Here is a 20,023-nt window from a genome sequence, read left to right as displayed (position 1 = left end):
GTTTTGACGTGACCGATGCCACGGCTCTTGCAGCTGCCGTTTCGGCAGGGCAGATCACTGCCGCCGACGCGATGGAAGCAAGCCTTTCCGCCTGCCACGCGCAGGCGGATCTGGGCGCCGTGGTGTTTCTGGACGAAGACATGGCCCGCGCCGGCGCGAGGGCAGCAGATGCAGCGCCATCGGACCAGCGCGGGCCCTTTCACGGGGTTCCGTTCCTGGTCAAAGACCTCGGCGGTTCCGCCAAAGGGCTGCCCGCTGCTGCCGGGTCTGCGGCAATCCGCGCGCAAGGGCGAAAATCCGAAACTGACAGCTGCCTGCTGCATGAATTGCGCCAGACCGGCCTGATCCCTTTTGGCGTGTCGGCAACACCGCCATTCGGCCTTTCCCTGACATGTGAACCAGATGGCATGGTTGCGGCCCGCAATCCGTGGAATCCCGCGTTGACGCCCGGTGGCTCATCTGGCGGCGCCGCGGCTGCGGTTGCAGGCGGCATCGTCGCCATTGCTCATGCCACGGACGCGGCCGGATCTATCAGAGTACCTGCCGCGTGCTGCGGCTTGACCGGGCTCAAGCCGTCACGTGGTGCGGTGCCCGGAGGCCCTGATTTTACCAATCACCTGATGGGGATAGCGTCAGAACTGGTTCTGGCACGGTCCGTTCGCGATGTGGAAACCGCCTTTCAAGCCGTAGCCCAGCCCATGGCCCCGGTATATCCGGCGGACCTCCCCCGCATCGCATTGGCATTGCCCGAGCGTTGCGGAACTGACCAGTGCGAAGCCGCCAAAGATGCGGCTGACGCTCTGCGCGATGCAGGTTGCGAAGTGCATGACATTTGCGCCCCGGACGAGATGGGGGCCGAGGCTCATGCAATTGCCCGCACGATACTGGCTGTTTCGCTGGCCGAGTGGCTCATTGCACTCAGGATCCGCGATGACCAGGTTCCACCGCTTGCCGCCGCCATGGCCGCCGAAGGCCGTGCCACATCTGCCACCGCGCTTTTTGCGGCCTCACGGCAGCTTGCGCGTCTGACATATCGTGCTCGCAAGACTTTAAGTTCTGCCGATGCCGTGCTGATGCCGGTCTTATCGTCTGCGCCGCCCGTTATTGGCACTTTGGATCTGTCTGGCGCCTCCGCAGATGAACACATGGCGCGGCTGGAGGCCTTTGCCCCGAACGCGGCACTTGCCAATGTCGCAGGCTTGCCGGCTTTGGCATTGCCGTTTGGCATGGCAAATGGCCTGCCAATCGGTGTGCAACTGATGGGACCACCCGGTTCGGATGTTGCGCTGCTGAAACTTGGCGCTCTGATCGAGGCGCGTGCGCCCGAACTAACCTTTCCGTCTCCAATCGCAGGCCTGCCCACATGAACAAGGTTCTGGAACTTCACGGCATAACAAAGCGTTTTGGAACGCTTACCGCCAATGATGATGTGACCCTGACACTGGCCGAGGGTGAAATCCTTGCATTGTTGGGTGAAAATGGCGCGGGAAAAACGACGCTGATGAACATCCTGTTCGGTCATTACGCAGCCGATGAAGGCACTGTCAGGGTGTTCGGCGAAGAGCTGCCACCTGGCCTGCCCCGCGCAGCGATCGAGGTGGGTGTGGGCATGGTACACCAGCACTTTACGCTTGCGGGCAACCTCACGGTTCTTGAAAACGTCATGCTTGGTTCAGAACCCCTGACACGCGCACGGTCCGCACGTGGCGAGGCGCGCGCAAAGTTGTTGCAGATCGCAAATCGGTTTGGTCTGCCCGTGAACCCCGACGACAGGATCAAGTCCCTTTCCGTAGGTGAGCGTCAACGCGTCGAAATTCTGAAAGCGCTGTATCGAGACGCGCGCATACTGATCTTGGATGAACCCACGGCCGTTCTGGCCCGGCCCGAGGCAATGCGCCTGTTCGAGACGCTGCGCGACATGACGAAAGAGGGTCTGTCGCTTATCTTCATCAGTCACAAACTGCATGAGGTCATGGCGGCCTCTGACCGTGTGGCCGTTCTTCGTGGCGGCAGGTTGGTTGCGGAACGCAGGACCTCTGAAACAACCCCCGGAGAGTTGGCGGAACTGATGGTTGGCCGCAAAGTGGAACGGCCTGTTCGTCAAGACCACGAGATTGGCGCGCCGGTTCTGGTCGCAAACGATGTGCGCGTGGAAGAAGACGGTGAATTGCGGCTGGATGACGTGTCATTCACCGTCCACGCTGGCGAGATCCTTGGTATCGTTGGCGTATCAGGCAACGGTCAGGCCTCGCTTGGCGGGCTGTTGTCCGGATTGATCCACCCAAGCGCCGGGCAGTTGACACTACTGAATCAGGATATAGGCCATCTGGGCCCGCGTGGCATGATCCGGGCTGGCGCCGGCAGGGTTCCGGAAGACCGCCATGCAGAAGGTGTCGTGGGTGAATTGAGCCTGTGGGAAAATGCAGTTCTTGAACGTCTGCGCACACCGGAGTTTTCGCGCCGAGGCTTTGTCCGACAACGCGCCGCCCGAGAATACACCGCAGGTCTTATCGAACGATTTGACATCCGAGGGGCCAGTCCCGACACGCGAACACGGCTGCTGTCTGGCGGCAACATGCAAAAGCTGATCCTGGGGCGAGTCCTGACCAACGGACCGCGTTTTGTACTCGCCAACCAGCCGACGCGGGGCCTTGATGAAGGGGCAATTGCCGCTGTTCATGCCGAGCTTTTGACCGCGCGGGCCGAGGGTGCCGCGATTCTGCTTATTTCAGAGGAACTGGAAGAAGCCGTGGCCCTGTCCGATCGGATACAGGCCATCGTAAAGGGTCGATTGTCGAAACCGATATCCGCTGATGAGGCTGATCCGCAACGCCTTGGCCTGATGATGGCAGGAGTCTGGAAGGAAGATGATGATGCGGCTTGAACGACGCACACATGTACCGCTGTACCTTGTGGTCATTGCGCCGCTGGCCGCGATCATTACCGCCTTGTTATTGGCTGCGGGACTAATCGCAGCGGCGGGTGTGAACCCGCTGACTGCTTATGGTGAAATGCTGACCGGCGCCCTTGGTTCGCGCCTTTCGATCACCGAGATGCTGACCCGCGCCACGCCACTGATACTCACCGGGCTTGCCGCGGCCGTCGCTTTTCGTGCGCGGCTTTGGAACATCGGCGGCGAGGGGCAGTTTTTCGTTGGCGCGTTGATCACCGCGTGGATCGGGCATTCACTCGGGGTTCCCGGGTGGATCGGTATTCCGATTTTGATGCTGGCGGGCATGGCGGCGGGCGCGGCCCTGTTGGCAGGCCCCGCATTTTTGCGCCTGCGTTTCGGGGTGGATGAGGTGGTGACGACCCTGCTGCTCAACTTCATTGTGATCCTTTTCGTCGGCCTCATGATCGAAGGCCCGATGCGCGATCCGATGGCCTTTGGCTGGCCTTCCTCCGTGCCAGTGAGCGGAGAGTACCGCCTGCCGGATCTTATCCCCCGCACGCGCCTTCATATCGGGCTGCTTTTTGCCATCGCGGCAGCAGGTGTTGTTTGGCTGATCCTGGCCCGCACGGTTTTTGGCGCTGAAACACGCGCCGCAGGCTTGAACGCCAGTGCCGCTGCCTTTGCCGGAGTTTCTCTACCCCGAACGATCATGGGTGTGGCTCTGCTTTCCGGTGCTTTGGCGGGTCTGGCAGGTTCCGTCGAAGTCATGGGTGTTACAGCCGGGGTCACCACGACCATGAGCCCCGGATTCGGCTATGCCGGCATCGTCGTCGCAATGCTTGCCGCATTGCATCCGGCCGGTGTGGTCGCCGCCGCCGTATTCGTTGCCACAGTTTTTGTCGGGGCCGACGCCATGAGCCGCGCAACCGGCGTTCCCAGCTTCATTGCCGATGTGATCGTGGCGCTCTGCCTGCTCACCATGATCGTGGCCCTTCTCTTCACAACTTACCGGGTGCGCCGATGAGTGATGCAATTGATCTGCTGCTGAATACCAGCCTCTGGGCGTCCGTGCTGCGCATTGCAACGCCGCTTATTTTCGGAGTCCTCGGCGCGTTGCTCTGTGAACGTTCGGGTGTTCTCAATCTGGGGATCGAGGGGATCATGACCATGGGCGCGATGAGCGGTTGGCTTGCCGTCTACATGGGCGCACCTTTGCTGGTGGGCCTGATGATTGCCGCGCTTTGCGGCGCGGTGATGGGATTGCTGCACGCCATGCTGACGGTCCCGCTTGGTTTGTCGCAACATGTCTCGGGGCTTGGCATTACGCTGTTTGCGTCCGCGCTGGCCTACTACCTTTACCGGTTGCTTGTTGAAGTGGGCGATCTGCCCCCGACGATAGAACCTTTCCAGCCACTCGATGTTCCGGGTGTTTCCGACATCCCCATTCTGGGTCCGATCCTGTTTTCCCAGGCCCTGCCGACCTATCTGGCGCTGTTTGCGGTGGCTGTGATGGCTTACGTCCTTGCCCGGACACCGTTGGGGCTGGCCATTCGCATGACAGGTGAAAACCCGCACGCGGTCGAGGCGCAGGGGCTGAACCCCATTCGCATTCGCATTGGTGCAGTGGTTGTCGGATCAGCGTTGATGGCAGTGGGTGGCGCGTTCCTGACGACAACGGCGTTCAACAGTTTTTTTCCGGGCATGGTTCAAGGACGCGGCTGGATCTGCATCGCGCTGGTTGTGTTTGCAAGTTGGCGGCCCGGCAAGGCGTTGATTGGCGCCGTGTTGTTTGCCTTTTTCGATGCATACCAATTGCGGCTGCAAACGGCGATTGAAGGCGTGCCATATCAACTCTTCCTGATGGCGCCCTATGTGCTTTCCATCGTCGCGCTCGTTCTCGTCGCCCGCAGGGCCGAGGTGCCTGCTGCGCTGATGGCACCCTATCGGCGCGGTGAACGCTAGGATCAGGGTTCACAACCAGTGGATGGGTTGTTGTTGCAAGCGCGAAAGGGGCAGGACATACATGAAACTTCGGGTCATGGCGGGTTGCGACATTTAAACCCGTGCCTGTCGTATTAGGCGGGATCTTGCGTCAGCACTTTGGGCAAGAAGCCCTTGATCGCAATGCAGTACGCCAATAACCGGCGGCAATGACGATAGGAAAAGGCGGCCTCTGACGATGAGAAGCCGCCTTTTGTCTTTCGACCTGTTATTGTTGCCTAGTTGGCTGCCGCCTGCAATCTCCGGCGGTCAGCGGCGGTTGCATTTCTCTCGACAACGGTCCGGTTGAACGGGTCCTTCAATTCGTAACGGCCAAACTCGATCTCTTCTTTCCAGCCATTGGCATAGTTTACTTCGATATTGTTGCCCTGACGTTCAACCTTCGTCGGGCGGCTTCCCGCAGAACCTCCTTGGCCGGACGCGCGCACGTTGTCGATGGAGATACCATCTGCCAATGACCGGAGCCTTGAGACATCGGCGCCTGTCGCCAGCCGTTCTTCCACAGTGCGGTTCTGAGCATTCTTTCTTTCATACCGACCGTTTTCGATTTCTTCTTTGGTTCCATCGGCATAACGCACTTCGATGCCGTTGGCGTTCGTCTCAACCTTGGTTACGCCGGCAGTGCGCGATGACCCGCCTCCTGACCGGGATTGATCCTTTTTGCCGCTGCCTCGGTTCGACCGCTTCGAGTCATCATCATCGTCGTCGTCATCATCGTCATCATCGTCGCGACCACCTTTGCCGGATCCGGAATTGTCGTCGCGATCATCGTCCCTGTCGTCGTCGCGGTCATCGTCCCTGTCGTCGTCGCGATCACCCCCGCGACCACTGTTGCCCGACCCCGAGTTGTCGTCCCGTTCGCCGCCACGATCATCCCCCCGATCGTCATCGCCGCCATCCCCATCTTTTCCGCTGCCGCTTTTGGCAAAGGCATAGGCTGGTTCAAGGTGCAAGCGTCCTTCCGCGTCAAACTTCGGCGCGTAAGGCGTTGCGGCAATCAACGAAGCCAGTGCTGCGGTGCTGAGAAGCTGGCCCAGTTTTCCTTGAAGTTTCATTCTTTCGCCTCCAGTTCTGTTCGACCCATCTCATGGTGTCGGTGACAGATTACCCGGGGCGTTGCTTCCCGACATCGGGCTTAGGTCTGATGAATTGCAGGCCGAACGTCCCGGCCAAAACCACGACTTCCGTCGTAATCGATTGCACCGAGTGGTTTAGGAGAGTGGTTTAGGAGACTTGGCTCGGTTTTGCTCCGTTGCCCTTCAACTCATCATCGGGCTCCAGATGAATGACAAAGACAGAACCAGGATAAATGCGTTCCAATGCGTGTTCGACTTCGTTGCAGATGTCATGCGCTGCGCTGACCGACATCGCGCCGTCCACAACGAGGTGAAACTCGACGAAGATGATATTTGCGGATCTGCGTCCCTTGAGGTCGTGATACTCCAGCGCAGCGCCAAGATTGTTTTCAATGGTGTCGGAAACAACTTCCAGGTCATGGTCGGAAAGGCTCACATCCATCAGGCCGTCAACGGACGCTCGAATGACTTTCCATCCTTCCCACAGGATGTTCAGCGCGACCAGAATTGCAAGGATCGGGTCAAGGATCAGCCAGCCGGTGACAAGTGCAAGCATGAGTCCCGCGATGACACCCGCTGACGTCATGACATCTGTAAAAATATGCCGCGAGCTTGCCTCCAATGCAGGCGACCCCTCGCGCCTACCGATTCTGAGCAATAAGTAGGCCCATGCGCCATTCACGCCCGTTGCAATGACATTGACGGCGATTCCAAGAAAAGGCGCGTCCTCAAGATGCGGATTTGGAAGTGCCAGCACGGCCTCTCTGATGATCAGGAACGCCGCCAACACAATCAATACGCCCTCGACGACGGCGGAAAGATATTCGGCCTTCTTGTGACCAAAAGGGTGGTTTTCATCAGGGGGTTTGTTTGCAACCCGAACCGCGAAATAAGCCAGCATCGCCGCTAGGACATTGACGGTGGATTCCATCGCGTCCGACAACAAAGCCACAGAACCCGTCAGCCACCAGGCCAGCAGCTTCAGGGCCAGTACCGCCAGGGATATCGGAATGGACCAAAGCGCTATTTTTTGTGTCATTCGGCCACGACCCTCAATCAATCACGAACAGAAACTCGGGCGAGTGCTGCGCTCCGGTGCCCAGAACGTAAAACAGGAGTTTGGCGAAAAGGGAATAGGCCTTGCGGCTTCGTGCTGGCAGCTGACCGGGGCATCTGGCATCCGATGCATGGCGCCAAAGAGGGTTACTCTGATGGCGCGCCTGTCGGTGACGCGGGCACGGCCTTGAGATAGGCCGCAATCGCCAAACGGTCCTCATCCGTAAGGCGTGATGTATTCTCGATGACTTCCACCATCTCGCCACCCGCGCTGTCATAATCCGGCGTGAAGCCAGATTTCAGATACTCGGCAATATCAGCCTCGGACCAATCCAACTGGGCGGAAGTCAGCCCGGGGATGCGGCCCTTTCCGCTGGGGTTTGGTGCACCTGTCAGCCAGAGGTCGCGTTTCAGGCCCCCTAGCCCGTTGCGCGGTGTGTGGCATTCTGCGCAATGTCCCAACGCCTCTACCAGATAACGGCCTTGCATTTGCTGGTCAGTCAGATCGCCTTCCACAACCCAGCCCGGTTTCAGATACAACAGCTTCCACCCGCCCAGCCCGCGTCGAATGTTGAAGGGAAAGCCAACCTCGTGCGCTGCGCTTTGGGTTGGAACCGCCGGCAAAGTGCCGAGGAAGGCATGCAGCGAAACAACGTCCTCGACTGACATGTTGGCGTAAGTCGAATAGGGAAACGCAGGAAAATAGTGCTGCCCTTCGGGCCCGGTCCCGTGAAGCAGGGCATTGGCCAGATCCAATGCGGACCACGATCCGATGCCGGCAACCGGATCACTGGATATGTTCGGGGCTATGAAGGTGCCGAAATCCGTCTCAAACCGACGGCCGCCAGCCAGTACCAGCTTTTCCTCACCCGTTGCTTTCGGTGCAGAATGACAGGACGCGCACCCAGCCGCGTAAAACACTGCCTCACCTCGACTGAGATCAGGGACAATCCCGTTCAGTTGTGTCTGATCAACTCTTTTCGGACGGGTCAGCACCAAACCGACCAGCCCGACCAGTACAGCAATACCTGCGGCGAAAATGAAAAAACGCCGCATGGCCAGCGCTCCTTTAGTCTTTGGGCGCCCTGTAGACTTTGTGACATGCCGAGCATGATCCGCCCAGATCACCCATCGCCGCCTTCAGAGCATCGACATCCTGACCTGCCGCCGCCTGCATCGCAACCGCGGCTTCGGCCATGGCCTGACCTTTTGCGCTTACATCCGGGAAGTTTTCCCAGATGGCTGGCAAGGCTCGGGTGGACGGGTCGGACGCATTGTCGGACCCGGCAGGCCACATCGCGGATTGATCTATCTGAGTCAGAACAACCAGGTTGTTCGCGGCCCGGGTTGCCGCCTCGGAATCATATTCAACCTCTCCCTTGGCCATGCCGCCCAATGTGCCAAGGTTGAAGGCATAAAGCTGCATGATTGAGGTCCGAGCCTTCACCGCCGGGTTTTCGCTTTCATGGGCGATGGCTGATCCAATAACGGCTACCGACAACAAACCTGCCGCAATGGCCGGAATTTTCTTCATCATTGTGCGTCTCCCTGTTCAATGCGTCGAATACTAGCCTGAACAATTTTTCTTGTAATTGTTTGTTATTCGTCGTTCTTTGTTAATTTATGCACAACCAAAACTGGGATGATTTTCGGTACGCGCTGGCCGTAAGGAAACACGGATCGCTGAATGCGGCTGCCGGGGCGCTGGGTGTTACTCATGCAACGGTGCTGCGCAGAGTCGCCGCGCTTGAAGACCGGTTTGGATGCGTGATCTTTCAAAAACACCCGTCAGGGTACACCGCCCTGCCCGAGGCCAGTGCAATTCTTTCGGCGATGGAAAGCGTTGAAGAGGCGGTACTTTCCGTAGAGCGGGCAATTGTGGGTGCAAACCGGTCCCCCGTGGGTCAGGTCCGCATTGCGTCCACGGACAGCCTTTGTCAGCTTGTACTGCCCCAAATATTGACTGAGATATCGCGGCTTTACCCCGGCTTGGAACTGACTTTGTTAAGTGGCAACAGCCATCATGATCTGTCGAGGTTGACCGCGGACATCGCGGTGCGACCCTCGATCAAACTTGAAGAAGGGCTTGTCAGCGAACGAGCGGGAACATTGTCATTCGGCGTTTTTGACGATGGTTCCCCAAACCGAAAATGGATGAGGCTTGATGGGGCGTTGAGCCGCTCGCTTCCTGCCAAATGGTTGGCCGAACATGTCAGCGCCGATGAGATGACCAACGGGGCAGACAGCTTTTTGGTGCTTCAGCAGATGGCGGCATCCGGGGTGGGCAAAGCGTTTCTGCCCTCGTTTATCGGGAATGCGGATCCTCGGCTTCATCGGTCGTCAGAAATTGATCCCGGAATAGACGTTCCGCTGTGGGTGGCGACACTGGACGAGATAGCGCGCACTCCGAGATTTGCCATCGTACAAAGAGCTTTGGTCGAACGCCTGTCCATTGCTCTGCCCGGGTGACATATCAAAAAACTCGCCAGTAGGCTTGGCCCCTCCGAGAAACGCTCCGGGGCCGAGGCGCTGATCGTCTGGACGGAGTTCGGGCGAACTCCGTTTAGCTCCTGCAAGGCCACGCGTGCCTTCTGTCCGCCGTCTGCGCGATTGCGCGAACAAGGGTTCTGACAGGGGCCAAGTTCTGAAACCGAACGCTGATGAGTTCAGACCAAGGTCGGTGGCGCGGACAGGGATTGTCGTTCATAGTTGAACGTGAAATGAGACCCGAGACTTCCGATCTGTCAGTTCGCAATTGGTCATTGTCGCGAGTTTTTCTTGCGGCCTGCATTGTCGTGATGGGAACGGCCACCGCGATAGTTGGCGTGTGGGTGTCAAATCGGATCGAGAATGCAGTTGTCCAAAACTCCGCCAACTCCGCGGCGCTGTATATGGAGAGCATCGTATCCCCTCTCAGCCAGGAACTTGCATACGGGGATCGTCTTTCCGATCAAGCAAGGCGGGCACTGGACGAAATATTCATGACCCAGCCACTGCGTGACCGCATTGTGTCCTTCAAGTTTTGGAAGCAAGGCGGCGTGATCGCGCACGCGTCGGATCCGACCATCATTGGAAGCCGTTTCGATCCGACTGACGATCTGAGCCGAGCCTGGAGTGGAGAGATTTCGGGTTCGTTCGAAGATCTCGACCATGCCGAAAGCGCCGCAGAAGCAGCACTTGGGATCCCGCTGCTTGAAGTGTACAGCCCGATCCGAGAACTCTGGTCGGGCGATATCATTGCAGTTGCAGAGTTTTATGAAAAAGCGGAACAGCTGGAAGTTGATATGGCCAGAGCCCGGCGGACAAGCTGGCTGGTCGTCGGATCAGCGTTTACGGCAAGTACAATCGTTCTGTTTTCCATCGTGGCAATCGGTGACAACACCATTCGACGCCAGGGGCGCCTGTTGGAGCGGCGCCTGAAAGAGAGCGAGCAGATGGCAGAGCAGAACGCCAGGCTACGGTCGCGCGTGGTCGAAGCGTCGGAACGATATGCCACGCAAACGGATCGCTTTCTGAAGAAACTTGGTTCCGAGCTTCATGACGGCCCAGCTCAATACCTGTCCCTTGCGGCCCTCAGGTTGGAGGCGGCGTTCTCGGACAGGCCAGAAAAGCCTGCGGAAGCTGAGGAAATACAACAGTCTTTGCAGAAGTCCCTGGCCGAAATTCGTGCGTTGTCGCGGGGCTTGTCCGCTCCGGACATCGACAATCTGGCGCTGATTGATGTGGTGAAAAGAGCCATAGAAGATCACTCGGAACACAGCCCGCTGCGGCCAGAAGTTTCACTTCAGGGAAGCCAGACGATCGAGTTGTCCGTCTCCGACAAGTTGTGTGTTTTTCGGTTCCTTCAGGAAACGCTTTCCAATGCCGCCAGGTATGCTCCGAATTCTCGATGCACCGTCATTTGCAAGGCGCATGACGATCGGGTCGTCATTCATGTCGACGATGACGGGCCCGGATTTGACCCCTCGGACGGAAAAGTACTGCGCGACGATGGAGGCCAGGGGCTTCTGGGTTTGCGAGATCGTGTTGAGAGTATCGGTGGCAGGTTCGAAGTCTGGTCAAGCCCTGGCAAAGGCACCTCTGTCACAATGACATTATTTCCCAGAAAGATGAGTACGTCATGACAACATCTGTCGTAATAGCGGATGATCACCCGATTTTCAGGGACGGTTTGCACCGGACATTGGACGAAGCCGATGGTTTCGAAGTTCTCGCTGCCGGCTCGAGCGCGGATGAGGCAGTTTCACTTGTCGGCATTCATCAACCTGACATCGCCATCCTCGATCTTTCGATGCCCGGGGGCGGCATAAATGCGACGCGAAAAATCGCGGCTATGGCAAACCCGCCATTCATCGCGATATTGACGGTCTCGGAAAACAACAGTGACGTTGCGGATGCTTTGGAAGCCGGGGCAATCGGCTACATCGTCAAAGGTGTGACAGCCAGCGAATTGACCGCCTCACTGCGCAGCATCGCCGCGGGCGAAGGATTCGTGTCGCCCGGGCTGGCCTCGCGCGTGCTGCTTCAGATCAACAGAGAGGCGGAGAATTCCAAGGATAGTGATGTCCTGGATGATCTTACGCATCGCGAGGAAGAAATTCTTCGACGTGTGGCGAAGGGGATGAGCAATCGGGAGATCGCAGATCAACTGGATCTTCAGGAAAAAACCGTGAAACACTACATGACGGCAATCCTGTCCAAGCTCCACGCCCGAAACCGGGTCGAGGCCGCGCTGATCGCGCACGATGCCTGGGGCAAGACGGACTAAGCCGTCAGTCAAACGTGATGGTATGCTCAATGCTGGCTCCATCGCTTCGAAAGGCGTGTGTACCCGGGACCTGAAATTTCAGTTTCGTGCCCGCAAATCCGGTCAGTGGCAAGCTGTGTTGCGCATGTTCGCAGGCTTCGCGCGGACTCACCTCAAAGGGCATGCCCAGAGTGATCTGTCGGTCAGGACCCTGGCGACCCTGGCCGCGACCGGATGGCGTGGTTCGGCGGATCTTTTGGCCTAACCCTCAGGTCTGTGTTGGAATCCATCTAAATAGGGGTCGGATTTGAGACGCTTGGCCGCAAAATCGACAAAGGCGCGCACTTTTGCAGACACGGTACGGCCCTCTTGATGCACAAGATGGATGGGGATCTCGGGTGGTTCATACGAATTCAGAACGGTCCTGAGCCGCCCGTCCGCAAGGTAGGGTGCCACCTGATAGGACAAGAGCCGCCCGATGCCATGCCCTTGCAGGGCCAGCTCGATCACCGCATCATTGGTGTTCATGCTGATGCGCGGACTTACACGTTTTGTCACGACCGTCTCGCTCTCTTGAAAATGCCATTGGGCCGAGGGGTGCAGGGCAGTTGAATTAATGATGGCGTGATTGGCCAGGTCGTCGGGTGTGTCAGGTTCGCCGCGCGTATCGAGATATGCCGGAGCGGCAAACACGACCTGCCTCACCGCACCGCATCTCACGGCCATCAGGCTTGAATCTGCAAGGTTTCCAATCCTGATGCCGACGTCGAGGCCCTCATCAATCAGATTGACCACACGGTCCACATAAAGAGTGCGCGCGGAGAGCTTTGGATGCAGTTCCAGAAATTCTCCCAGAATCGGATTGACGAACATTCGGCCGAACAACACCGATGCGGTCACACTGAGTTCCCCGGTCGGTTCGGCATAGGATCCGACGGCGGCACGCTCTGCCTCCTCGAGATCCATCAGAATGCGTCTGGCATCTTCAAGGAATCTTCGCCCGCTGTCTGTCAGCATGACTGATCGCGTGGTGCGCACAAAAAGGCGAAGCCCCAGGCTGTCCTCCAGCATGGAGACCAGTCGGGTTACCGTTGGTGGCGACATATTGAGGTGGCGCGCTGCGGCAGCGAAGCCTTTCAACTCGGCCACCTTCACAAAAACGCTCAGAGCGTGAAATCTATCCAAACGACTATTCCATATTTCGGAATAATATATTGCCGAAAAGGGATATTCTGCAACACCAAAGCTTTGACTAGCTTCACCTCAACCCCAGGGCTCTGCCCGGCTGAGATGGAGAATTCAATGTCACGTCCTTTTGCAGAAATCAGTTTTACGCCTTCCGTACGAGCAACACAGGCCAGGAACGGATCGGCTGAAGGCTATGCAAAGTTTCTGGCCGGCGCCGCACAGGAAGACCTCATCAGCCCGGTCGAAGCCAGCTTCATCGCACAAAGGGACGGCTTCTATCAGGCGACCGTCTCTGAAACCGGCTGGCCTTATGTCCAATTCCGCGGCGGACCGGCAGGCTTTCTGAAAGTGCTGGATGAACGGACGCTGGCCTACGCGGATTTTCGCGGCAACCGGCAATATCTGAGCGCGGGTAACCTGCTGAACAACGACCGCGTTTCTCTGATCCTGATGGACTATCCCAACCGGAGACGCCTCAAGATCTGGGGCCGGGCGAAACTTGTTGATGGCGCGGATGATCCGGCCCTGATGCAACATTTGAGTGACCCGAACTACAGGGGCCACCCAGAGCGGGCCATTGTGATCAAGCTTGAAGCGATGGACTGGAACTGCCCGCAGCACATTCCCCAGCGCCTGACCCTGGAAGAGTTTGAAGAGTATCTGGCGCCGCTTCGCGATGAACTGGCGGAACTGAAAGCTCGAAACGCAGATCAAAAAGAAAAGCCCGGCCAGCAACGCTGACCGATGCTGAACCCCGCGCGTCCAGACGCGCCCCAAGAACCACAAGAAAGGAAATACCCATGTCGCGCAATCTGAAATCCACCCTGAGCGCCAGTCTGCTCGCGCTTACCATCGCGGTGCCATTCGCTCCGGCCCCTGCAATCGCCAATGAGACCGGCATTGAAGCCACCCAAGCGGTCAATTTCCGCGCAGAAAAAATCGGCGAGGTCAATATCGCCTATCGTGAGGCCGGAGACCCGAACAGGCCAACCGTCCTGTTGCTTCATGGTTTTCCGACCTCGTCACATATGTTCCGCAACCTTATCCCCGAGCTGGCCAGGCATTATCACGTGATCGCGCCCGACTTTCCCGGATTTGGGGCGTCGGACATGCCGCAAGCCGAAGACTTCGAGTATTCCTTTGCGAATATCGCCGAAATCATGACGTCCCTGCTGGATCGAAAGGGTGTCGATCAATACGCGGTCTATCTGATGGACTATGGTGCCCCGGTTGGATTCCGGATGTTTGCGGAACAGCCCGAACGGGTTACCGGCTTCGTCATTCAGAACGGCAATGCGTATGAGGAAGGGCTGCGAGAATTCTGGGACCCGATCAAAGCCTATTGGGCCGACCCCTCGAAAGAGAATGGCGACCAGCTTCGTGGATTTCTTACTCTGGATGCGACCAAGTGGCAGTTCACCCACGGTGTACAGAGTCCGGAACGGATCAGCCCGGACAACTATTGGCACGTCCAATACCTGCTTGATCGCGATGGCAATCAGGAGGTTCAGCTTGAACTTTTCCTGGATTACGGCACCAACGTTGCCGAGTACCCGAAATGGCAGGCGTTGTTTCGCGAGCATCAACCCCCGGCGCTGCTGATGTGGGGTAAGAACGATCACATCTTTCCGGCCGAAGGCGCCCTGCCCTATCAGCGCGACCTGAAAGACCTTGAGTTTCATCTGCTGGATACCGGACACTTCGCGCTGGAAGAATACGGGCCCGAGATTGCGGAACAGATGTCTGCATTCCTGAACCGTATAACCGCCGCCGGCAACTGATGCGCAACTGGCCGCGCCTCGATCAAGGGCGCGGCCTCATGTTTGGAGACGATCAATGAACACGCAAGCAAACACTGCCAAGGAAGTAACGGTTGAAATCGTGCACGGGTTTGTCGACGGTGGCACCGGAGGAAATCCCGCAGGTGTCGTCCTGGACGCTGATGATCTGAGCGAACGAGATATGCAAACCGTGGCGGCAAGGGTTGGATTGTCCGAGACGGCGTTTGTCTCTCGCTCCGAAACGGAAGGCTTCAAGCTGGATTTCTTCACACCGAACCGGCGCATCGCTCATTGCGGTCATGCAACAATCGCGGCCTTCTCTCACCTCGATGCGCTAGGCCGGATTCCGAAACCCGATACGTCCAAGGAAACTGTTGATGGCCCCAGGCGCATACTCGTGAAAGACGGCGCCGCCTATATGGAACAATTGGCCCCACGCTATTGGGGGGCTCAGGAATGGATCGAAAAGGGCGTGAAATTCGACGATGTACTGTGCTCTCTCGGGATCGACAATGCTGATCTGGATCAGAGGTTTGCTCCGGTTCTGGTCAATACCGGCAACAGCTTCATCGTTGTCGGTCTTTCTGATGCGGCAGGCCTTGCCAAGGTCAGACCGGATTTCGCCAAAATCAAGCAAATCAGCGAGCAACTGGATCTGATAGGTTACTATGTCTTCACAAAGGACCCCTCAGCAACAAGCCGAGACGCCACAACCCGTATGTTCGCACCCAGATACGCGATAGATGAAGAAGCCGCCACGGGGATGGCGGCCGGGCCACTGGCATGCGTGTTGCATGATTTCGGCGGCACGTCTCAGCGATCATTTGAAATTGAACAAGGGGTGTTTATGAAGCCGGCGAGCCCGAGCCTGATAAAGGTCGATCTGGACATCGAGAACGGTGCAATCACGGGCCTCATGGCCGGTGGTTACGGAAAAGCCATGACCTCGGCCCGGATTGCCTTGTGACGCGAAAATGCCAGGTGTGTCCGCAGCACCGGTCTCGGTTGCACCCAGATCCTTGAACTCGAATACGTCTCGTCCAAGGGTCCAGCGACGGCACCATACTCAGCGGAGGGCGAGGCCCGATTCCATGGACCGGACTGCGCGCTGCCGATCTTTGCAGTGCGCATGCCTGGCCGCCCTCACCCCAAATCGAAACCGGCCTTTGCGGACAAGGTAGAAGCTTACCGCTCTCAATCCGTGTTGTCCGGGTCAATGCGGCGATCTGGCATGGGGCTGCCTTGATGCTCCTTCTCGACGAGCGAATACAACTCGATGGATCCGGCAAGCCCTCGCACTTCGTGAAACCCACAAGCCGTGAACAGGTCGGGCGAAGCAGCGGCAACCGCTGACGTCGCCAGAACTCTGTGACCCAGGGATTTCGTCAACCCCTCGATGCGGCTTGCAAGGTTGACCGCTCTACCCAGAACAGTGAAATCCAGCCTGCCGGGACTGCCGATATTGCCATAGCTGACCTGCCCGACATTGATTCCGATGCCTATGTCCAACGGCGGCTTCTGAGCCTCATCGCGGCGATGGTTCAGTGCGGCCAAGCCTGTCAAAACGCTTTGAGCGGCCCGTGCTGCCCTTTTGCATTGGTCGTTCAAATCTTCCTGTGTCGCGACAGTGAATATCGACAGAATGCCGTCTCCCATGAACTTGAGAATGTCGCCGCCATTCTCTTCGACAGACTGTACAACCAGATCGAAGTATCCACTCAACATGTCGAAAACGTCTTCTTCGGATGCCCTGTCCGAAAGAGCGGTGAAACCACGAAGGTCAGAAAACATGACAACTGCATCCAGGGTCGTGCGTTCCCCTCGCTTGATCCGCCCGTTCCACACAGCATCAGAAGGCCCATCGCCAAGATAGGTTCTCAGAAGGCCTTTGGACGACTTGCGCATCGTGACAGGTTCAAGAGCAGAGGACAGAGCGGGCAGTGCATCCTCTATCATTTTCAGATTCTGGGGCGAGAACCCGTCTGGCGACCGGGTGACAAAAGTACAGCCGTGCAGCGATCCGTCTCCGTAATAAAGCAACGTAGCATAGTAATCGGTGCCACCCAGCTCAGCGAAATCAAGATATGATGAGTGCTCAGTCCTGGGGTTCAATTGCCGCAGACTTTTGTGAAGTGGCTTCCGATGTTCAAGAATGTACTCGAATGAGCTGCCGACATACCCATCCGTCAGCATGGTCTCATGTGTCACGTCATAGCTTTCGGTGCCATCCGGTGTCCAGACGATCCCCCATGCGATGAGCAGCGGATTGGCGAAACGCTGACCGATATTGACCCGCCAGAGCGGCACACCCGCCTCGGTCAGAGACGAACAGAAATATGACACCACTTTTTCCGGGTCATCCGAACGACGCCCCTCGGCAATCATCCAATTGGTCAGTTGGGCAATAGCATCCATAGTTTAAAACCAATCGCTTAGATAAGATCGTCAAGAATTTGGGTTTAGTGTTCGATCATAATATTCTAGCCTTTTTCTTACCCCGTCCAAGCCTGCTGTTCAGTCCACAGTTCTCGGCCGTAAGCGCCGGCCAAGCTACACACAGACCTTCCTGGATACGTTTCGCCAGCCTTGTCATCAATTTGAATGAATCTTGCCAAAAGACCGGCGTCGCTCTCGAAACCCTTTGAACGCCTTGTCGCACGCTGGTAGCACGAGGCCGCTCTGGCTATTGATTTATTAGCGCGCGCAAAGAATATGTAAATCTATGATAAGTTCACGACGAACAATACCAGCAGGCAGACTGGCATGACCAAGATAAAGAACATGGAAGAGTTTGCAGCGCTCAGCGGCATCTCGCGCCCTACGGTTTCCAAATACTTTCACGATCCCGACAGCGTTCGCCCCACGACGCGGGCCCGAATTGAAGAGGCGCTGGAACGGTTCGACTATCGCCCCAACATTTACGCGGTGAACCAGAACCGGAAGCTTACCAAGAATATCGGAATCGTCGTGCCCTATCTGGCGGACCCGTTCTTTGTCGAGATTGCACGCTATCTGGAACAAAGTTGCATTGCGGCAGGTTATCGGCCGTCCCTGTTCAGCTCTCATGGCGAGCAGAAGCTGGAGAACGAAATTCTGGACGGCTTGCAATCGATGAAACCCGCCGGTGTTCTTTTGGCCCCTTTGGGCCGAATTTCGGACAGATCTGCGATCGAGAAATTCTGTGCCAATGTGCCGACCGTTCTGTTCGACAGCAATCTTGATGGTCTGGGAGCAGCCTTTGTCGGATCGGATAACTTTAGCTTTGTGTCGCAAACCGTCGAATACATGACCCGCACTGGTGAACCCCCGTCCTTCTTCGAAATGCGAACACCCGCAAACCCCAATGCCAACAAACGGCGCAAGGCGTATGTCGAAATCATGGAGCGCCTCGGACATGAGCCGCATATTCTCAAGGTTGATGGCAAAGGTTGGGCGTTTGAAGAAATTGGACACAGAGGCACGATGAAGATCTTGGAGGAAGGTCAATTGAGGACGAACTCGGTTCTGTGTAGCAATGACCGGCTCGCCATCGGCTTTCTTGCCGCTTGCTACGAACAGGGGATTCGGGTCGGTCGGAAAGAGGATTGCACGTTGCGTGTAGCTTCGAATGATGGGCACCCGTTCGCAAAATTTACATGTCCATCCCTGACAACGGCAGCGCATGACTATGATAATGTAGCGGCGCGCAGTGTTGAAACCCTGTTCCAACTCATTGAAAGTGGCGGGAAACTTCAGGCGCGATCGGAAACGTTATTCCCCGCACGACTGGTTTTGAGGGATTCTGCGTAGCTTCATTTTTTAACGCGCGTAAAGTTTTTATTGACGCCGCGACAAATTACGCACTACTTTCCGAGTACGGCATCCAAGCTCAGGGAGGACAAGGATGTATTTGAAGAACGCACTTCGTGCGGCGACGGCACTGACCTTAGTCGCAACGGCCGCGGCCCATGCAGAAACGATCACGATCGCAACCGTCAATAATGGCGACATGATCCGGATGCAGGGCTATACCGACAACTTCACCGAGGCGACCGGTATTGACGTGGAATGGGTGACGCTGGAGGAAAACGTCCTGCGTCAGCGTGTTACCACCGACATCACCACCAAGGGTGGTCAGTTCGATATCATGACCATCGGCATGTACGAAACGCCGATTTGGGGCGCGAATGGCTGGTTGGTTCCTTTGGATGGACTGTCAGAGGAATATGATGTCGGCGATCTGCTTCCTGCGATGGCGGGTGGCCTGAGCCATGAGGGTACGCTGTATGCGGCACCGTTCTATGGCGAAAGCTCGATGATCATGTATCGCACCGACCTGATGGAAAAGGCCGGGATGGAGATGCCTGAGGCGCCAACATGGCAGTTCATCCGCGAGGCGGCGGCTGCGATGACGGACCGTGACAACGATATCAACGGCATCTGCCTGCGTGGCAAGGCGGGTTGGGGTGAAGGCGGTGCCTTTATCACCGTGACCGCGAATTCCTTCGGCGCACGATGGTTTGATGAGGACTGGAAGCCTCAGTTCGACCAGCCTGAGTGGAAAGAGGCGCTGACTTTCTTTGTCGACATGATGAATGAATCAGGCCCTGCCGGCTACGCGACCAACGGTTTCAACGAAAACCTGTCTCTGTTCCAGCAAGGCAAGTGCGGTATGTGGATCGACGCCACCGTTGCGGCGTCCTTCGTGACAAACCCGGATGATTCAACCGTCGCAGACAAGGTCGGGTTTGCACTGGCGCCAAATTCGGAAGGCATCGACAAACGCGCCAACTGGTTGTGGGCCTGGGCACTGGCCATTCCGGCGGGCACCCAAAAAGAGGATGCGGCCAAGCAGTTCATCGAATGGGCAACCTCGAAGGACTACATCGAACTGGTGGCGGAAAACGAAGGTTGGGCCAATGTCCCTCCGGGTGCGCGCAGCTCGCTCTATGAGAACGCCAACTACAAGGACATTCCTTTCGCGCAAATGACGCTGAAGTCGATCCTTGCGGCCGACCCGCAGAACTGTTGTGTCAAACCAACGCCCTATACCGGCATCCAGTTTGTTGCGATCCCCGAGTTCGCTGGCATTGCCACGCAGGTCAGCCAGGAATTCTCGGCGGTTTATGCCGGACAGCAGACCGTAGAAGAAGCGCTTGAAAAGGCGCAGGCCTTTACGGCCGAAGAAATGGAAGCCGCAGGATACTGAGGCTTCCCTCCCGGTGGGGGACAGGTGATCTGTCCCCCGCTCACCACTTCCACAATTCGCGTTTTTCCCGCAGGCTGAGTTACGCCTGAACAG

Annotated in this window: 18 protein-coding genes; 12 read left to right on the top strand and 6 right to left on the bottom strand. The window is 57.3% G+C overall.

Annotation, left to right across the window (positions count from 1 at the left end):
• Positions 1-8: 8 nt before the first annotated feature.
• Genes ACR0DJ_RS10530 through ACR0DJ_RS10515 form a run of 4 tightly spaced genes read left to right on the top strand, consistent with a single transcriptional unit; the run spans position 9 to position 4,855 of the window.
• A complete protein-coding gene (locus ACR0DJ_RS10530; protein WP_480684885.1) occupies positions 9-1,367 on the top strand; it encodes an amidase in 1,359 nt (452 codons plus the stop codon).
• The gene (locus ACR0DJ_RS10525) at positions 1,364-2,884 is read left to right on the top strand and encodes an ABC transporter ATP-binding protein (RefSeq protein WP_480684884.1); all 1,521 of its coding nucleotides are present in this window, start codon (positions 1,364-1,366) and stop codon (positions 2,882-2,884) included. The genes ACR0DJ_RS10530 and ACR0DJ_RS10525 overlap by 4 nt, the downstream gene beginning before the upstream one ends.
• Entirely contained in the window at positions 2,874-3,917 is a 1,044-nt protein-coding gene (locus ACR0DJ_RS10520) for an ABC transporter permease (RefSeq protein ID WP_480684882.1), read from the top strand. The genes ACR0DJ_RS10525 and ACR0DJ_RS10520 overlap by 11 nt, the downstream gene beginning before the upstream one ends.
• A complete protein-coding gene (locus ACR0DJ_RS10515) occupies positions 3,914-4,855 on the top strand; it encodes an ABC transporter permease (RefSeq protein WP_171205143.1) in 942 nt (313 codons plus the stop codon). The genes ACR0DJ_RS10520 and ACR0DJ_RS10515 overlap by 4 nt, the downstream gene beginning before the upstream one ends.
• A gap of 257 nt (positions 4,856-5,112) precedes the next feature.
• Here ACR0DJ_RS10515 and ACR0DJ_RS10510 read toward each other — a convergent pair whose 3' ends face one another.
• The 4 genes from ACR0DJ_RS10510 to ACR0DJ_RS10495 all read right to left on the bottom strand — a co-directional run bounded on the left by ACR0DJ_RS10510 (position 5,113) and on the right by ACR0DJ_RS10495 (position 8,563).
• Complete coding sequence (locus tag ACR0DJ_RS10510) at positions 5,113-5,949, bottom strand: hypothetical protein (protein ID WP_216597847.1); 837 nt, start codon at positions 5,947-5,949, stop codon at positions 5,113-5,115.
• A 169-nt stretch (positions 5,950-6,118) separates the two neighbouring features.
• Positions 6,119-7,009 carry a cation diffusion facilitator family transporter gene (locus ACR0DJ_RS10505; RefSeq protein WP_174818418.1) on the bottom strand — a complete coding sequence of 297 codons (891 nt, stop codon included), beginning with the start codon at positions 7,007-7,009 and terminating at the stop codon, positions 6,119-6,121.
• A gap of 164 nt (positions 7,010-7,173) precedes the next feature.
• Complete coding sequence (locus tag ACR0DJ_RS10500) at positions 7,174-8,082, bottom strand: c-type cytochrome (RefSeq protein WP_480684880.1); 909 nt, start codon at positions 8,080-8,082, stop codon at positions 7,174-7,176.
• A gap of 13 nt (positions 8,083-8,095) precedes the next feature.
• Positions 8,096-8,563 carry a c-type cytochrome gene (locus ACR0DJ_RS10495; protein ID WP_170345402.1) on the bottom strand — a complete coding sequence of 156 codons (468 nt, stop codon included), beginning with the start codon at positions 8,561-8,563 and terminating at the stop codon, positions 8,096-8,098.
• An 86-nt stretch (positions 8,564-8,649) separates the two neighbouring features.
• On the opposite strand from ACR0DJ_RS10495, the gene ACR0DJ_RS10490 reads away from it, so the two are divergent.
• The 3 genes from ACR0DJ_RS10490 (at position 8,650) to ACR0DJ_RS10480 (ending at position 11,794) form a co-directional block, all read left to right on the top strand.
• Complete coding sequence (locus ACR0DJ_RS10490; protein ID WP_480684878.1) at positions 8,650-9,495, top strand: LysR family transcriptional regulator; 846 nt, start codon at positions 8,650-8,652, stop codon at positions 9,493-9,495.
• Positions 9,496-10,007: 512 nt separating this feature from the next.
• Positions 10,008-11,150, top strand: coding sequence for a sensor histidine kinase (locus ACR0DJ_RS10485; protein WP_171615240.1), 1,143 nt, complete (start codon positions 10,008-10,010; stop codon positions 11,148-11,150).
• A complete protein-coding gene (locus ACR0DJ_RS10480; RefSeq protein ID WP_170345405.1) occupies positions 11,147-11,794 on the top strand; it encodes a response regulator in 648 nt (215 codons plus the stop codon). The genes ACR0DJ_RS10485 and ACR0DJ_RS10480 overlap by 4 nt, the downstream gene beginning before the upstream one ends.
• A gap of 240 nt (positions 11,795-12,034) precedes the next feature.
• Here the strand turns inward: ACR0DJ_RS10480 and ACR0DJ_RS10475 are convergent, their stop codons facing one another.
• Complete coding sequence (locus tag ACR0DJ_RS10475; protein WP_480684877.1) at positions 12,035-12,958, bottom strand: LysR family transcriptional regulator; 924 nt, start codon at positions 12,956-12,958, stop codon at positions 12,035-12,037.
• 117 nt (positions 12,959-13,075) lie between these two features.
• Between ACR0DJ_RS10475 and ACR0DJ_RS10470 the strand changes: the two genes are divergently transcribed.
• Genes ACR0DJ_RS10470 through ACR0DJ_RS10460 form a run of 3 tightly spaced genes read left to right on the top strand, consistent with a single transcriptional unit; the run spans position 13,076 to position 15,709 of the window.
• Positions 13,076-13,702 carry a pyridoxamine 5'-phosphate oxidase family protein gene (locus ACR0DJ_RS10470; protein WP_480684876.1) on the top strand — a complete coding sequence of 209 codons (627 nt, stop codon included), beginning with the start codon at positions 13,076-13,078 and terminating at the stop codon, positions 13,700-13,702.
• 59 nt (positions 13,703-13,761) lie between these two features.
• The gene (locus ACR0DJ_RS10465; RefSeq protein WP_480684875.1) at positions 13,762-14,742 is read left to right on the top strand and encodes an alpha/beta fold hydrolase; all 981 of its coding nucleotides are present in this window, start codon (positions 13,762-13,764) and stop codon (positions 14,740-14,742) included.
• A gap of 55 nt (positions 14,743-14,797) precedes the next feature.
• A complete protein-coding gene (locus tag ACR0DJ_RS10460) occupies positions 14,798-15,709 on the top strand; it encodes a PhzF family phenazine biosynthesis protein (RefSeq protein WP_480684873.1) in 912 nt (303 codons plus the stop codon).
• Between the two features lie 227 nt (positions 15,710-15,936).
• Here the strand turns inward: ACR0DJ_RS10460 and ACR0DJ_RS10455 are convergent, their stop codons facing one another.
• A complete protein-coding gene (locus ACR0DJ_RS10455) occupies positions 15,937-17,157 on the bottom strand; it encodes an adenylate/guanylate cyclase domain-containing protein (protein WP_480684872.1) in 1,221 nt (406 codons plus the stop codon).
• Positions 17,158-17,505: 348 nt separating this feature from the next.
• On the opposite strand from ACR0DJ_RS10455, the gene ACR0DJ_RS10450 reads away from it, so the two are divergent.
• Entirely contained in the window at positions 17,506-18,531 is a 1,026-nt protein-coding gene (locus ACR0DJ_RS10450) for a LacI family DNA-binding transcriptional regulator (RefSeq protein ID WP_170345410.1), read from the top strand.
• A 94-nt stretch (positions 18,532-18,625) separates the two neighbouring features.
• Positions 18,626-19,930 carry an ABC transporter substrate-binding protein gene (locus ACR0DJ_RS10445; protein ID WP_257600941.1) on the top strand — a complete coding sequence of 435 codons (1,305 nt, stop codon included), beginning with the start codon at positions 18,626-18,628 and terminating at the stop codon, positions 19,928-19,930.
• The last annotated feature ends 93 nt before the right edge of the window (positions 19,931-20,023 follow it).

Source organism: Ruegeria sp. BF10 (assembly GCF_056538725.1).
Note: the sequence above shows the minus strand (reverse complement) of the source record. Positions and strands in the feature narration are given on the sequence as shown.